This is a genomic window from Paraburkholderia largidicola, assembly GCF_013426895.1.
In the GTDB taxonomy this organism is placed as follows: domain Bacteria; phylum Pseudomonadota; class Gammaproteobacteria; order Burkholderiales; family Burkholderiaceae; genus Paraburkholderia; species Paraburkholderia largidicola.
The window spans coordinates 1,818,727-1,833,160 of the sequence record NZ_AP023174.1; the positions used below are offsets into that span (position 1 = coordinate 1,818,727).

Consider the following 14,434-nt stretch of genomic DNA (forward strand, 5'->3'; position numbering starts at 1 on the left):
CCCGCCTCGTTCAGTCCGGGGCGGGACGGATGCGCAAAAGCTGTGACGGCGTTTGCCGCAGGCGTTCAGACGGGTCTTATTATTTCACAAGGTTTCGCGCCGGCGCTCTTCCCCCAATTTGAGGAAAAAGCGCTCCGGATCAGCCATGTTTCAGCGATTGTTTACGGACGCTTGTGCAGCACCTGGTCGACAAGACCGTAAGCCTGCGCATCGTCGCCCGACATGAAGTTGTCGCGGTCCGTGTCGCGCTGGATGCGCTCTACGGGTTGACCCGTGTGGTGCGACAGCAACTGGTTCAGACGCTCCTTCAGGTAGAGGATTTCGCGTGCCTGAATTTCGATGTCCGACGCCTGGCCGCGCGCACCGCCCAGCGGCTGGTGAATCATCACGCGTGCGTTCGGCAGCGCAAAACGCTTGCCCTTCGCGCCCGCCGCCAGCAGGAACGCGCCCATGCTGGCCGCGAGGCCCATGCACAGCGTCGAAACGTCCGGCTTGATGAACTGCATCGTGTCGTAAATCGCCATCCCAGCCGACACCGAGCCGCCCGGGCTGTTGATGTAGAAGCTGATGTCCTTGTCCGGATTCTCGCTTTCGAGGAACAGCAACTGTGCGATCACGAGGTTCGCAGTCTGATCGTTCACTTCGCCAACCAGGAACACCACGCGCTCCTTCAGCAGGCGCGAGTAGATGTCATACGAACGTTCACCACGGCCGCTCGTTTCGACCACGATCGGCACGAGGCCGAGCGCTTGCGCTTCGAGATCCCGATCCCGCGACGACTGCGAGGTCAACGTGTCCAGCATTTGAGCGCGAAAGGTCATGCAATGGATCCTTGTCAGGAAATGTTCTGATAATCGGTTCTGGACAAGTAGGTGCGGCCGCGCGCTTCTTCAAGAGCTAAAACGGCCGACAAGCGTTCTTTTAGCATAATCGGCCGTGCTCAGATGGAAAAACGGCGTGCGGGCCGTCGCTCGGACAGCCGGCACGCCGTTACAGCGATGCTATTACGCTTGCGCCGTTGCGCTAGCCAGCTCTTCGAAGCTCACTTCCTTGTCCGTCACCTTCGCCTTGCTCAGGACGAAATCGACGACGTTGGACTCAACGACATACGCTTCCATCTCGGCAAGACGCTGCTGGTTCGAATAATACCAGCGGACGACTTCCTTCGGGTCTTCGTAGCTCTTCGCGAACTCGTCGACTTCTGCGCGGATCTGCTCCGGCTTGGCCTGCAGTTCGTTGGCCTTGACCAGCTCGGCCAGCACGAGGCCCAGCTTGACGCGGCGCTCTGCCTGCTCGGCGAACATTTCTGCGGGGATCGGTGCGTCCTTCGCGTTCGGCACGCCGCGTTGCGTGAGGTCCTGGCGCGCCATTTCGACGAGACGCTCCTGATCCTGCTCGATCAGTGCCTTCGGCACGTCGAGTTCGGAGATCTTCAGCAGCGCGTCCATCACCTGGTTCTTCACGACAGCCTGGGTGCGGCGCTTTGCTTCGCGCTCGAGGTTGTCACGAATTTCAGCGCGCATCTTGGTCAGATCGCCGTCTTCGATACCGAGCGACTTCGCGAATTCCGCGTCGATCTCGGGCAGATGCGGCCACTCGATCGTCTTCATCGTGATCGTGAATTGCGCGGTCTTGCCGGCGACGTCCTTGCCGTGATAGTCCTCGGGGAACGCCAGGTCGAATTCCTTCGACTCGCCGACCTTCAGGCCGAGCGCGGCCTTTTCGAATTCCGGCAGCATGCGGCCTTCACCCAGGACAAACGCGAAGTCGTCCGCGCTACCGCCCTGGAATGCTTCACCGTCGATCTTGCCGACGAAGTCGACCGTCACGCGGTCGCCGTCTTTCGCAGCCGTGTCCGCGCCGCCGTCGCCGTGCTCGCCGGCTTCGCCGCGAGCGTGGTAGTGCACGCGCTGCTTGCGCAGGATGTCCAGCGTACGGTCGATTTCAGCGTCGCTGATGGTGGTCTTCGTGCGTTCGATTTCAGCCGTCGCGACGTCACCCAGCTTCACTTCCGGGTAAACCTCGAAGGTCGCGTCGAATGCGTATGCGCCTTCCGTCGCATCCGTCTTCGGGCTGAAGCTCGGCTGGCCAGCGACGCGCAGGTTTTCCGCACGGCTGATGTCGAAGAACTCCTTGCCAACCTTGTCGCTCAGCACTTCGGCTTCCACCTGACCCGCGTACTGCTGCGTCACCATCTTGAGCGGCACCTTGCCCGGGCGGAAACCCGGCATGCGCACGTTCTTCGCGAGTTGACGGATGCGCGCATCCACTTCCTTCTGCACGGTATCTTTCGGCAGGGAAATCGTCACGCGGCGTTCGAGCTTGCCGAGGTTTTCAACAACGTTAGCCATGGCTTCAATCGTCCTAAAATTATTCGAGCGAATCAGTTATCTTGTGTGTGCCGCCTGTCGATGTCCGCTTTGCGTCGTGCGTTCGACACTGCGCGTTGCATTCGCTTTTGCGCGGGTCGCCGCTACGCTTCGCTCAGTCACGTGTGACATCGATCGCGAGCCTCTCGCCGCGGGCTGTGAGGCCGCCGGCAGCACAGTTTGGGTCAGAGAGCCAAATATTTTAGCAAACTATTGGCGCGGCTAGCCGGATTCGCTGTTTCGCGATTTTTTGCGGCTTGCGAAGACCGATTCCGATCGCGTTTCGAACGATTCCAGACATGCTCTCGATGAGCCACGCGCCGCGCCAGCTGTGAATCAAAGTCAATTCTGCCTATACCTTCCGGTATATTCAGTCGCGCGCCGCATGCTGATAAGCTTCACCACATCCTGATACGCCGCTGCCGCACGCATACGCGTTCCGGGCGCTTCACCGCATCGCGGCAAACACAGCGATGCCTACTCATATCAAATCATCAGAGACACCATGCCGAATACGTCGTCCGCGCCCATCGTCGTCATCGCCCCTGACTCGTTCAAAGGTTCGCTCTCCGCGGAGCAGGTCGCGCAATCCATCGCGACGGGCATTCTGCGTGCACGGCCCGACGCGACGATCCGCGTCTGCGCCATGGCCGACGGCGGCGAAGGCACGCTCGACGCGATGCTCACCAGCGGCGGCGAACGGCGCATGCTCACGGTGCGCGGCGCAGCGGGTCCTGCGCGCGAAGGCGTGACGGGCCTGCTTGCCGACGGCAGCGCGATCATCGAGACGGCGGAGGTTGTCGGCATTACGGACCCTGTCGGCATGGGCGTTCCCGTGGAAAAGCGCAGCACGCGCGGCATGGGCGAAACCATCCGCTCGCTGCTGGACGTGGGCGTGCGGCGCTTCTTCGTCGCGCTCGGCGGCAGCAGCACGAACGACGGCGGCGCGGGTCTGCTGGCCGGTCTCGGGCTCAAGCTATTCGATGCGCAAGGACATGAGCTCGACGCGACGCCCGAGCAACTGGCTCAACTGGCGCGCGTCGATGCATCGGGCCTCGATGCGCGTCTGCGCGAGGCGACGTTCGTCGGCATGTCGGATGTCGACAACCCGTTGACGGGCGATCACGGCGCAACGGCAGTCTTCGGCCCGCAAAAAGGCGTAAAGCCGGAACAGGTCGCGACGATCGACGCCGCCCTCGCCCGCTTCGCCGATCTCGTCGAACCGGCGATGAACCGTGTCGCGCGCAACCAGCCTGGCGCGGGCGCGGCAGGTGGACTCGGTTTCGCACTGCATATGCTGGGCGCCGAATTCGAGCCGGGCGCGGAAGTCGTCGCGCGACAAATCGGCCTCGACGCAGCGCTCGAAGGCGCGAACTGGCTCATCACCGGCGAAGGCCGCTCCGACGTGCAAACGCTGCACGGCAAGGCGCCCTTTATAGCTTGTCGGCATGCACGCGCTGCGGGCGTGCCGGCCACGCTGCTCTCGGGCGCTGTCGACCCATCCGCGCTGCCGAAACTTGCCGAGCATTTCAGCGGATGCTTCTCACCGGCCCCTGGTCCCATCACACTAGAAGTCGCGATTCGCGATGCGGCGGTGTTGCTTGCGAACGAAGCCGAGCAGATGACGCGACTCAGGTTTGGCCCGCGTTGACCGCGCGAGCGGATGCAGCAACAATCACATCACCGGACTGCATCCACTCACAACGGGAAGACCATGAAGGCCTCCGATAAAGCCGGACTCGAACAGTTTCTGACGTATCGTCTGCACGTGCTGAATAAACTTTCCGAGCGGGGCATCAGCGAACGGTATATGGCCAAGCTAGACGTGACGCTGCCCGAGGCGCGCGTGATTGCATCGGTTGGATCGTTCGGACCATTCTCGATCATGGACCTCGCGCGCCACGCCAACCTCGACAAGAGTCAGGCGAGCCGCGCCGCCGAGGCGTTGATCAGGCAAGGCCTCGTGCAACGCGAAGCGAGCGCGGACGATGGCCGCGTGGTGCTCGTATCGTTGACCACGGAAGGCCGTGCGCTCTATCGCAAAGTGATGCCCATCGCGCGCAAGTGGAACACCGATCTGTTCGATTGCCTCGACGACCGCGAGAAGATCGCGCTCAGCGAAGCACTCGACAAGGTGATCGAAACCGCGATCGCGCGTAACGCAGCGTAGTCAGTCAGACGAAGTGCGGCTGCACGCTCATCGATCGGCGCTTGCGTGGCGCCGTCGGAACCGTCGTTGCGTAATTCCTTAAACACTCATTCACAAGCCAGCTCGCACGACGGCGCTCATCGTTCTAGTCGCGATACGACGGATCGATCCGATCCACCTGACGCAGCAACGCATTCAGCACATCTTCTCCTGCGCCATGCCGCGGATCGAACTGTAGTGAGTCACGCGTGCAGCGCGCGGCGATCTCGTCGCCGATCAGGCGTGCGGGCCCGAGTGTCGCCGTTGCCAATTGAATTTCGCAGGCGCGGTTGAGCGTCCAGAGCCGGGCGAAGGCTTGCGCGATCGTTTCGCCAATCGATAGCAGGCCGTGGTTGCGCAAGATCAACAAACGCTTGTCACCGAGATTCGCGACGAGGCGCGGCCCTTCGTCGACGCGCACGGTAATGCCTTCGAAGTCGTGATACGCGACCATCTCGTGCAGTTGTGCCGAATAGAAATTGTTGTTGACGAGGCCCGTCTGCGAACATGCGACGGCGAGCCCCGCCGTCGTATGTGTGTGCATCACGCAATGCGCATCGGGCAACGCGCGATGAAGCGCGGCATGTACGACGAAGCCTGCCGGATTCACGGGATGCGGCGAGCCGTCGAGCACCTTCCCGTCGACATCGATCTTCACCAGGTTCGACGCCGTCACTTCCGTGTAGTGCAGCCCGAACGGGTTGATCAGAAAGTAGCTGTGTGTGCCGGGCACACGCACGGTGATGTGGTTGTAGATCAACTCGGTCCAGCCGAGCATCGCGAACACGCGATACGTGCCCGCAAGTTGCACGCGCAACGCGTGTTCGGCGTCGGCATGCGCGCCGATGTCTGAGGGTAGTCGAACATCGGTCGATGCCATTTGCACTCTCCTCTTCTTGCGCTGTGATGCGCTAAAGGATCGAAGCTCGTTAGAGGGCAGGATAGGAGAATCTGGTTGTGCGTGCAACCAGATCAATCGGTCGCCCGCTTCGCGATCTGCACCGCATTTGACGCACAGAACGACCGCGTCCAAGCCAATCGTAAACCTGACTTGCTACGATCGCCGCTCGCTCTATCTCTCTGATTTTAAGGATCGAAAAATGAAGAAGGTTGTTCTGGCACTGGTCGCCGCTGCCGCTGGTTTCATGAGCATGTCGTCGGCATTCGCGTACGACCACCATCATGAGTGCCACAAGGTGAAAGTGCATCATCACTGGGAAAAGCGCTGCCACTAAGCAGCCGCCAATCTTCGATGTGGTGAGCCAACCCCGCCTTCGCGCGGGGTTTTTTTGTGCGCGTCGATTGATTGGGCGCGAGTCTGCGCGATCGTCGTGGCGGGGCCCAAAAACACAAAACCCCGCGCGTCGGATACGGGCGGGGTTCGTGTGTACAGCAATGAGAACAAGTGGTGCGAGGAAGGGGACTCGAACCCCTACACCCTTGCGGGCGTCAGGACCTAAACCTGGTGCGTCTACCAATTTCGCCATCCTCGCAGCCGGGCGATGCGTGAGGTGCAGCACCCGATGTCTCGCCGGCGAATGAACGCCACATTTTCATCGAATATCGTTCGCGTGGACAAATCCGAACCTGTAGGACCAGACCCGTCACCACCACGAACGAACGCGCCGAAAACGCACGTCCAAAAGCGTAAGCGCGAGATTCTAACCGATTGGTTTGCGCTTGTCTGCATCTGTCGAATAAGGTCGATGCTACAATTTTCGGTCTCTCGCGCACAGCCGTGCGCGACCGCCTCCCCACAAGTCCAATCCCAGTGAATTTCGACGAATACTGCCTGCAGAAAGCAGCGCCTCCCGGCTCGAGCACCTACTACGCACTGCGCCAGGCGCCCGTCGCGCGGCAGCCGCTGCTCACCGCGCTGTTCGCGCTGCGGCGCGAGTTCGAAGAAACCGTGAAGGAAACGACCGATCCGACGATCGGACGCACGAAGCTCGCGTGGTGGCAAAAGGAAGCGGCGGCGCTGGCAGCGGGCGAACCGACGCACCCGGTGTCGCAGGCGCTCGCTGCGCATCTGCCCGACGTGCAGGCCGAGTACCCTGCGTTGCAGGCGTTGATCGCCGGCTTTGAAATGGACCTCGACCAGGCGCGCTATCTCGACTATCCGAACCTGCGACGCTATATGGCGGGGGTCGGCGGCAACTTCGCCTCCGTCGTCGCGCGCGCGACGGCGCGCGATCCGTCGCAGGCTCAGGTGTGGGCCGCGCCGCTCGGCGAGGCCTTGATGCTTGCGCAGATCGTCGTCGAACTCGGCAACGACGCGCGGCATGGCCGCATCTATATTCCCATCGACGAGATGCAGCGCTACAACGTGACGGCGGCGGATCTGATCAACCGTAAATACACGGACGCGTTCACCGAACTGATGCGCTTCCAGACGGCGCGCGCTCGCGACGCGATCCGCAAGGCGCTCGACGCGCTACCCGTCGGCGAGCGTCACTCGCAGCGCACGCTGCGCGCGTTGGGCGCACTGGCGTTGGCGTTGCTCGACGAGATCGAGCGCGACGGCTACCACGTACTCCATCAACGCATCGCACTCACGCCGATCCGCAAGCTGTGGGTCGCGTGGCGAGCAGCGCGCAAGCACTGACATTCAGGTGTGCAGCAGCGGCAGTGGCGAGACGTCTTCCTGAAGCACGGCATTTGCGTCCAGTTTCAGGAACGGGCCAAGCGCGGTCGCGTAAAGCTGCCTGAAGTCGATCTCGACGGGCAGATTGCCGGCGCTATCAACTTGCGCGAAATCGGGCGCGCGACCGTACCTACCCCCGCGCACCCGACCGCCCATCACGAAATGCGTCGCGGCTCCGCCATGCGCGGTGCCGCGGTGAATGTTCTCGCGCGCGGATCGGCCGAATTCCGAGTACGTCATGATGAGCGTGTCGTGCCAGCGGCCACGTCGCGTGAGTTCCGCGCGAAGCGTCGCGCAGCCTTCGGCGAGTTGCCCGAGCAAAGCCGCGTGCCGCACGGGCTGGTTGCTATGCGTGTCGAAACCATCGAGCGTCAGCCGGATCGCGCCGCACGTATGCGGCCGCGTGCCGTCTACGACGGTGCGCAGCGCGGCATCGATCGAATCGCGAAGCGTCGGGGCGCTGACCTGAAGGGTCCGTGTGGCGCCGGAAACGCGATCGCCCTCGCCTTCGTCGATCGGATTGACGTGCGGCGCGGCATCGGGATCATCGACACGCGCCCATGCGCCGTCCGCCTCGACACGAGCCGTGAAGCCGGCGAACGGCCCCGGCTCCGCGCTGCCGAATGACGCCGCCGCAATCCCTTGCTGTTTCGCCGACCACTGCCCGATCGCACGCGTCACCCAGCCGTCGCGCCGATACACGTCGGCGCACGATGCCGTGTCCCAGATTTCCGTCGAGCGAAAGTGCGATGCGTGATCCTGCACGCAACCGACACCCTGCACGACAGCCAGTTGTCCATCGCGCCAGACTGGCAGTAGCGCACGCATCGCGGGATGCAGCGCCGTACGCTCGTCCAGCGGGAGCACGCGGTCGCGCGGTATCGCGATGCGCTGCCGCAGCGCGTAGTAAGTGGAATCGGCGAAAGGAATGACGGTGTTCAAGCCGTCGTTTCCGCCCTTGAGTTCGATCAGGATGAGCAGCTTGCCCGGCGCGTGACCCGTTGCGCCCGCATCCAGTTGCGTCGATATGCCGCTGCTTGCGTGTGGCGCGGCGAACACGCGCGGCATCGATAGCGAGGCGCTCGCTGCCGCCGCCATCGTCAGAAACTCGCGTCGTTTCATCGATGCCTCACTGGATGAATGGCTATGCACCGCCCGCGCTGGAAAAGCGTCGACGGCGATTGCTGCGCGCGAAACCCAGGCGTCAGCGTTTGTACAGTTCGCGAACGGCGTCTTCGATATGCTGCCGCAACAAACGCCGTTCTTCAGGCGTCATATGCCCGTCGCGCCGACGCTGGTCGAGATCGGGCGGCACGGCAGTTGCTCGCATGATCGTGTCGGATGCGGGACTATCGGCGTTGGGATTGTGCGGCTGACGGCCCGAACGCGTATGTGGACGCTGGGGCGGGCGCGTATCGGTGTTGCGTTCCGTCGAGGAATCGGCATAGGCGGGAACCGGGCTCAACGCGCTCGCGAACACGATCGCAACAGCTACAGCGATCACGCTCAGGCGCATGTTCGGCCAGACCCCTCCCTTCATCTTTTTCCCTTCGTGGCGCGGCAACCGGCAACCTCAGATACGTGTATTGACTCCGGCTTGAAACCGGGTGCGAGAGCTTTATTCGAGTGAAGTATCTACCGAACTGGCGCAAACAGTAAAGGAGTGTAAGCGCCAAGGCTTTACGTCGTGCCACAGGCCGGGTAAATTTTGTAACTGACTGTTACGTGATAATTGGTGCAAACGTGCACCTCTCTCTAATCGCGCTAAGATGCCGACCATGGAAACCAAAAACCCTTCGAAAATCCTCGTCGTCGATGACGACCCGCGTCTGCGCGATCTGCTGCGCCGCTACCTCGGCGAGCAGGGCTTCAACGTCTATGTCGCCGAGAACGCGCCCTCGATGAACAAGCTGTGGGTGCGTGAACGTTTCGACCTTCTGGTGCTCGACCTGATGCTGCCGGGCGAAGACGGCCTTTCCATCTGCCGGCGCCTGCGCGGCAGCAACGATCGCACGCCGATCATCATGCTCACCGCCAAGGGTGAGGATGTCGATCGCATCGTCGGCCTCGAAATGGGCGCCGACGACTACCTGCCCAAGCCATTCAATCCGCGCGAGCTGGTCGCACGCATTCACGCGGTGCTGCGCCGCCAGTCGCCGTCGGAACTGCCGGGCGCGCCGTCGGAGACGTCGGAAGTGTTCGAGTTCGGCGAGTTCGCGCTGAACCTCGCCACGCGCACGCTCACCAAGGCCGGCCAGGAAATCCCGTTGACCACGGGCGAGTTCTCGGTGCTGAAGGTATTCGCGCGTCATCCGCGCCAGCCGCTGTCGCGCGAAAAGCTGATGGAACTGGCGCGCGGCCGTGAATACGAAGTGTTCGATCGCAGCCTCGACGTGCAGATTTCGCGTCTTCGCAAGCTGATCGAGCCGGACCCGGGCAGCCCGCGTTTCATCCAGACGGTCTGGGGTCTGGGATACGTGTTCATCCCAGACGGCGCAGCCTGAATTTGCCGTTCCAGTTGTCTCTCTTCTTCCATAAGAAGGCCGCATGCGGATCGACCGGCGCCTCCTGACGCTCGCGTTCGGCGGCCTGTTCTGGCGAACGTTCCTGCTGATCGCGCTATTGATCGCGGTCAGCCTCGCCGCCTGGTTCCAGAGCTTCCGGGTGATCGAGCGAGAGCCGCGCGCGCAGCGCGTGGCGCTGCAGCTCGTCGCGATCGTCAAGCTCACGCGCACCGCACTCCTCTATTCCGATCCCGATCTTCGGCGCGCACTGCTGCAGGATCTGGAGAGCAATGAAGGCGTGCGCGTGTATCCGCGCGAAACCACCGACAAGTACAAGCTCCAGCCCGACGAATCGCTCAACCGTCTGATCGAGCATGACATCCGCGGACGCCTCGGCGACGACACGATCATCGCGCAATCGGTGAACGACATCCCCGGCGTGTGGATCAGCTTCAAGATCGACGACGACGATTACTGGGTCGCCCTCGATCGCGATCAGCTAGACAGTGTGACGGGCCTGCAGTGGGCCGGCTGGGGTATTTTTGCGCTCGCGCTATCGCTATTCGGCGCGGCGTTCATCACGAGTCTCGTGAACCGGCCGTTCGCGCGACTCGCGATGGCCGCGCGCAAGGTCGGTTCGGGCCAGGCGCCCGAGAAACTGCCGGAGCGCGGCATGGGCGTCGCAGCCGAAACCAACCGAAGCTTCAACCAGATGGTGCAGGACCTCGAGCAGCTCGAAGCGGACCGTGCGCTGATGCTCGCGGGCATTTCGCACGATCTGCGCACGCCGCTTGCGCGTCTGCGGCTGGAAACGGAAATGAGTCCGTCCGACCAGGCGACCAAAGACGCGATGATCGACGACATCGAGCAGATGGACATGATCATCGGACGCTTCCTCGATTACGCGCGCCCTGTCCAACGAATGCCGGAACCTGTCGATCTTTCCGTGATCGCAGGAGAACTGGCGGCGCGGATGTCGAGCGAAGACGGCATGCGGCTCGTCACGCGGCTGGCGCCGTCCGCCGTGATCGAAGCGGACGAGACGGATATCCGGCGCGTCGTCGGCAATCTGATCGAGAACGCGCGCAAGTACGGGCTGTCCGAGTCCGATGGCATCCCGCATGTGATTCTTGAGACCCGCGTGTCGCATTCGCGGGTCGAGTTGTCGGTGGTCGACGAAGGCCCGGGCATCCCCGAAGACCAGCTCCCGCTCGTCACGCGCCCGTTCTACCGGGTCAACTCGGCGCGCACGCAGGCCAACGGTACGGGGCTTGGAATGGCGATCGTGCAACGGCTCGTCGGACGCTATCGGGGCGCGTTGAGACTGCGCAATCGCACGCCGCTGCCGGGACTCGAAGTGACAATCGAGTTCCCGCTCGCCAAAAGCGTCTGAAACGGACAGAAATCCGGCTGAAGCAGCCGATGTCCATTTCAGGCTGCCGCTTTTTTGTGCAATCTTTTCCCCGATTTCGGGCAAAACCGATTATTCCCAAACTGCACTATCGCCGTATTCGAGAAAATCTATCTACCTTGTTAGAAAAAAACTATTGATCCGATTGATTAATAGAGTTATAGTGTTAGCGTGTAACGTGTTCGTTACAGCCAGCAGGTAGTTTGAGCGGGTTGTTTTGAATCTCATTTGCCAATTCTCAAGGAGTCAACGCATGAAAACTGTCGGCGATAAGCTCGAAGCCTTTACCGTCACCGCTGCGAAGCCGGGTTTCAACAACCACGAAGAGAACGGCGTGTCGGCGTTCGAAGAAATCACCGAATCGTCGTTCCCGGGCAAGTGGAAGATCATCTATTTCTACCCGAAGGACTTCACGTTCGTTTGCCCGACGGAAATCGTCGAGTTCGGCAAGCTGACGAAGGACTTCGAAGAGCGCGATGCCGTTCTGCTCGGCGGCAGCGTCGACAACGAGTTCGTCAAGCTCGCATGGCGCCGTGAACACAAGGACCTGAACAAGCTGAACCATTACGCGTTCGGCGACGTCAAGGGCGAGCTGATCGACCAGCTCGGCGTGCGCGACAAGGAAGCGGGCGTTGCACTGCGCGCCACGTTCATCGTCGATCCGGACAACACGATCCAGCACGTTTCGGTGAACAACCTGAACGTCGGCCGTAACCCGGAAGAAGTCCTGCGTATTCTGGACGGTCTGCAAACGGACGAACTGTGCCCGTGCAACCGCGCAGTCGGCGGCGCGACGCTGTAAGGATTCGCAGTTGAAAGCCCGCTAAGCTTGAAAAGGCCAGCGGGCTTTTTTATCGGCAATTTGATAGGAGATATCAATGGAATTCATCGCCGCGATTAAAGAACTTATTCCCGACTACGCGAAGGACATTCGCCTGAATCTGGACGGCACGATTGCGCGCTCGTCGCTGCAAGGCACCGATGCCGTTGGCGTCGCGCTGGCCGCCGCGTTCGCTGCGAAGAGCCCGAAGATCATCGCCGCGATCCGCGAAGCGGGCGTGCTGTCGCCGGAAGAAGTCAATGGCGCGCTGACGGCCGCCGCGCTGATGGGCATGAACAACGTCTGGTATCCGTACGTCGAGATGACGGAGAACGCCGATCTGAAATCGCAGCCGGCCGGCTTGCGGATGAACGCGTACGCGTCGCACGGCGGCGTCGACAAGCGCCGCTTCGAAATGTACGCGCTGGCGGCGTCGATCATCGGCAAGTGCCATTTCTGCGTGAAATCGCACTTCGATACGCTAGTCAACGAGGGCATGAGCTCGACGCAATTGCGCGACGTCGGCCGTATCGCGGCTGTCGTCAATGCGGCAGCGCAAGTGATCGTGGCTGAAGGGAAATAAGCCGTTCGCACTTCGTGCCTGAAACAAAACGCCACGCAATGCGTGGCGTTTTGCTTTCGTGACGCACGAGTCAGCGCGCTTGCGTTTGGGTGCGCAGACGGCGCGCCGGCAAGCGGCGCCCGATCGCCGTCTCGAAAGGTTTCTTCAGTTCGAGCAGCCGCTTCTCGATCAGATGCCACGAAAGATGCGCGAGCAGCACAGCAAGCGCGAATTGCAGCGCCAGAGCGCACAGTGTGTGAATCCATGTCGGCGCGGCGAACCATGTCGGCACGAAGCCGAGTTTCGACGGAATGAGGTTGTGGAACAGATAGAAGCCGTAGCTGATCGTGCCGAGATAGTCGAGCGGTTTGAATTCGAGCGCCGACACGACGATGCTGCCCGGGCGGTTCACGATCCACTCGAACAGCACGCACAGCGAGAGCGCGAGGCCGATGTCGATCCACGCAGAATCGACGGCTGAAAACGGCAATACCCAGTTGCTCCAAACTGGCTGCGTCGCAAACACCAGCACGCCGAGCGCGCCGGCCATGCCAGTCGAGAGCCGCCCCGCAGCGCGCGCAAGGCCACTCTCCTGCCCCAACATCCCGCACAGCCCACCGAGCGCGAGCAGCGAGAAATTCAGCGGCGATAACGCGTAGATCAAGGGTTCGCTGGCGCCTGCGACATGCATCGCAAGATGGCCGGCGACGCCCACGAGCACCACGAACGCGCACACCATCCGATGCCGCGACGCCGGCGTCAGCACGAGCAGAAACGGCGCGACGAGGTAGAACTGCTGCTCGACGGCGAGACTCCAGAAATGCGACACCGTGCCGGGCCAGCCGTCCTTCACCACGCCGATCCAGTAGTCCGACAGAAAAAAGTAATGCCACGCCAGCCCGAGATCGACCTCGCGCTGATAGAACAACGCATGCGCGATCGTCAGCGCGAACAGCAGCAAATAGTAGATCGGGAAGATGCGCAAGGCGCGCTTCACGAAGAACACGCACATCACGGCTTCGCGACGCGCGCTGCCCGCTTCGATGCGCACACGATTGCGATGCAGTTCCCCGATGATCAGAAAACCGCTGATCAGAAAGAAGATCCAGACGCCGAGCTTGCCGACGTCCACGGTCTCGACGTGCGCTTTGTGCGACAGGAACACCAGCACGACGGCCAGCGCTCTCAGCCCGTTGAGACCTCGCACGTGGCCCTTCGCCTGCCCCGCCTGATTGACCGGCGTATCGACCGCCGTCGTTGTCCGTCCGCTTGACTTCATGCGGACCACTTTAAGCGGACAAATATCGACAAAAATGCGCAACGCCGCCTGTCGATTTTTTTAATGCACGTTAGCGGGTGAAAGCGGCAAATGATGCACGTTCACGCAAACGCGCACACGCGAATCAGGCAAATCTGACCCGCTCTGTACAACAAACGCAGCGAACGTCAGGCGCGCAGCAACAGCGCAGCCGCTTGCGCCTCGATGCCCTCGCCACGACCCAGATAGCCGAGCTTTTCGTTGGTCTTCGCCTTCACGTTGACGCGGTCGATGGGCAGATTCAGGTCTTCGGCGATATTCGCGCGCATCCCGTCGATATGCGGCGCGAGCTTCGGCGCCTGCGCAATCACGGTGCTGTCGATGTTCTGAATCGTGAAGCCCGCCCTGGCGATACGCGCGGCGCATTCGCGCAGCAGCACGCGGCTGTTCGCGCCTTTGAACTCGGTCGCGGTATCGGGGAAATGACGGCCGATATCGCCGAGCGCGGCAGCGCCGAACAGCGCGTCGGTGATCGCGTGCAGCAGCACGTCGGCATCCGAGTGGCCGAGCAGCCCGCGTTCGTACGGAATCGTCACGCCGCCGATGATGAGCGGGCGTCCTGGCACCAGTGCGTGAACGTCGTAGCCTTGTCCGATTCTCAAATCCATATGCGTGGGG

General features: G+C 61.9%; 15 protein-coding genes and 1 tRNA gene. 8 read left to right on the plus strand and 8 right to left on the minus strand.

From position 1 onward, the window contains the following. Positions 1-161: 161 nt before the first annotated feature. Together clpP and tig are read right to left on the minus strand one after the other, a co-directional pair. Positions 162-821, minus strand: a complete 660-nt coding sequence (gene clpP / locus PPGU16_RS08115; protein ID WP_007585897.1) for an ATP-dependent Clp endopeptidase proteolytic subunit ClpP — start codon at positions 819-821, stop codon at positions 162-164. 183 nt (positions 822-1,004) lie between these two features. Then, entirely contained in the window at positions 1,005-2,351 is a 1,347-nt protein-coding gene (gene tig, locus PPGU16_RS08120) for a trigger factor (RefSeq protein ID WP_180722458.1), read from the minus strand. 523 nt (positions 2,352-2,874) lie between these two features. Between tig and PPGU16_RS08125 the strand changes: the two genes are divergently transcribed. Next, positions 2,875-4,020: a glycerate kinase gene (locus PPGU16_RS08125; protein WP_180722459.1), complete on the plus strand. Its 1,146-nt coding sequence runs from the start codon at positions 2,875-2,877 to the stop codon at positions 4,018-4,020. A 63-nt stretch (positions 4,021-4,083) separates the two neighbouring features. Next, on the plus strand, positions 4,084-4,539 hold the full coding sequence (locus PPGU16_RS08130; protein ID WP_180722460.1) for a MarR family winged helix-turn-helix transcriptional regulator: 456 nt from the start codon (positions 4,084-4,086) through the stop codon (positions 4,537-4,539). 124 nt (positions 4,540-4,663) lie between these two features. On the opposite strand, the gene PPGU16_RS08135 is transcribed toward PPGU16_RS08130, so the two are convergent. Then, the gene (locus PPGU16_RS08135) at positions 4,664-5,437 is read right to left on the minus strand and encodes a class II aldolase/adducin family protein (RefSeq protein WP_180722461.1); all 774 of its coding nucleotides are present in this window, start codon (positions 5,435-5,437) and stop codon (positions 4,664-4,666) included. Between the two features lie 220 nt (positions 5,438-5,657). Between PPGU16_RS08135 and PPGU16_RS43040 the strand changes: the two genes are divergently transcribed. Then, the gene (locus PPGU16_RS43040) at positions 5,658-5,792 is read left to right on the plus strand and encodes a hypothetical protein (RefSeq protein ID WP_274599976.1); all 135 of its coding nucleotides are present in this window, start codon (positions 5,658-5,660) and stop codon (positions 5,790-5,792) included. Positions 5,793-5,963: 171 nt separating this feature from the next. On the opposite strand, the gene PPGU16_RS08140 is transcribed toward PPGU16_RS43040, so the two are convergent. Then, positions 5,964-6,050 (minus strand) — tRNA-Leu (locus tag PPGU16_RS08140). A 278-nt stretch (positions 6,051-6,328) separates the two neighbouring features. On the opposite strand from PPGU16_RS08140, the gene PPGU16_RS08145 reads away from it, so the two are divergent. After that, positions 6,329-7,162 carry a squalene/phytoene synthase family protein gene (locus PPGU16_RS08145; protein ID WP_180722462.1) on the plus strand — a complete coding sequence of 278 codons (834 nt, stop codon included), beginning with the start codon at positions 6,329-6,331 and terminating at the stop codon, positions 7,160-7,162. A 3-nt stretch (positions 7,163-7,165) separates the two neighbouring features. On the opposite strand, the gene PPGU16_RS08150 is transcribed toward PPGU16_RS08145, so the two are convergent. Next, positions 7,166-8,323: a DUF1501 domain-containing protein gene (locus PPGU16_RS08150; RefSeq protein ID WP_180722463.1), complete on the minus strand. Its 1,158-nt coding sequence runs from the start codon at positions 8,321-8,323 to the stop codon at positions 7,166-7,168. An 82-nt stretch (positions 8,324-8,405) separates the two neighbouring features. Further along, positions 8,406-8,741: a hypothetical protein gene (locus PPGU16_RS08155; protein WP_180722464.1), complete on the minus strand. Its 336-nt coding sequence runs from the start codon at positions 8,739-8,741 to the stop codon at positions 8,406-8,408. Positions 8,742-8,970: 229 nt separating this feature from the next. Here PPGU16_RS08155 and ompR point away from each other — a divergent pair, with 229 nt between their 5' ends. The 4 genes from ompR to PPGU16_RS08175 all read left to right on the plus strand — a co-directional run bounded on the left by ompR (position 8,971) and on the right by PPGU16_RS08175 (position 12,519). After that, a complete protein-coding gene (gene ompR, locus PPGU16_RS08160; RefSeq protein WP_007585880.1) occupies positions 8,971-9,705 on the plus strand; it encodes an osmolarity response regulator transcription factor OmpR in 735 nt (244 codons plus the stop codon). Between the two features lie 43 nt (positions 9,706-9,748). After that, positions 9,749-11,098 carry an ATP-binding protein gene (locus PPGU16_RS08165; protein WP_036005186.1) on the plus strand — a complete coding sequence of 450 codons (1,350 nt, stop codon included), beginning with the start codon at positions 9,749-9,751 and terminating at the stop codon, positions 11,096-11,098. A 271-nt stretch (positions 11,099-11,369) separates the two neighbouring features. Next, positions 11,370-11,918 carry a peroxiredoxin gene (locus PPGU16_RS08170; protein ID WP_180722465.1) on the plus strand — a complete coding sequence of 183 codons (549 nt, stop codon included), beginning with the start codon at positions 11,370-11,372 and terminating at the stop codon, positions 11,916-11,918. Positions 11,919-11,994: 76 nt separating this feature from the next. Beyond that, the gene (locus tag PPGU16_RS08175) at positions 11,995-12,519 is read left to right on the plus strand and encodes a carboxymuconolactone decarboxylase family protein (protein WP_180722466.1); all 525 of its coding nucleotides are present in this window, start codon (positions 11,995-11,997) and stop codon (positions 12,517-12,519) included. A 70-nt stretch (positions 12,520-12,589) separates the two neighbouring features. On the opposite strand, the gene PPGU16_RS08180 is transcribed toward PPGU16_RS08175, so the two are convergent. Both PPGU16_RS08180 and ispF read right to left on the minus strand, forming a co-directional pair. Beyond that, on the minus strand, positions 12,590-13,777 hold the full coding sequence (locus tag PPGU16_RS08180) for an acyltransferase family protein (protein WP_180722467.1): 1,188 nt from the start codon (positions 13,775-13,777) through the stop codon (positions 12,590-12,592). Between the two features lie 167 nt (positions 13,778-13,944). Continuing rightward, positions 13,945-14,424 carry a 2-C-methyl-D-erythritol 2,4-cyclodiphosphate synthase gene (gene ispF / locus PPGU16_RS08185; protein ID WP_180722468.1) on the minus strand — a complete coding sequence of 160 codons (480 nt, stop codon included), beginning with the start codon at positions 14,422-14,424 and terminating at the stop codon, positions 13,945-13,947. Positions 14,425-14,434: the final 10 nt, after the last annotated feature.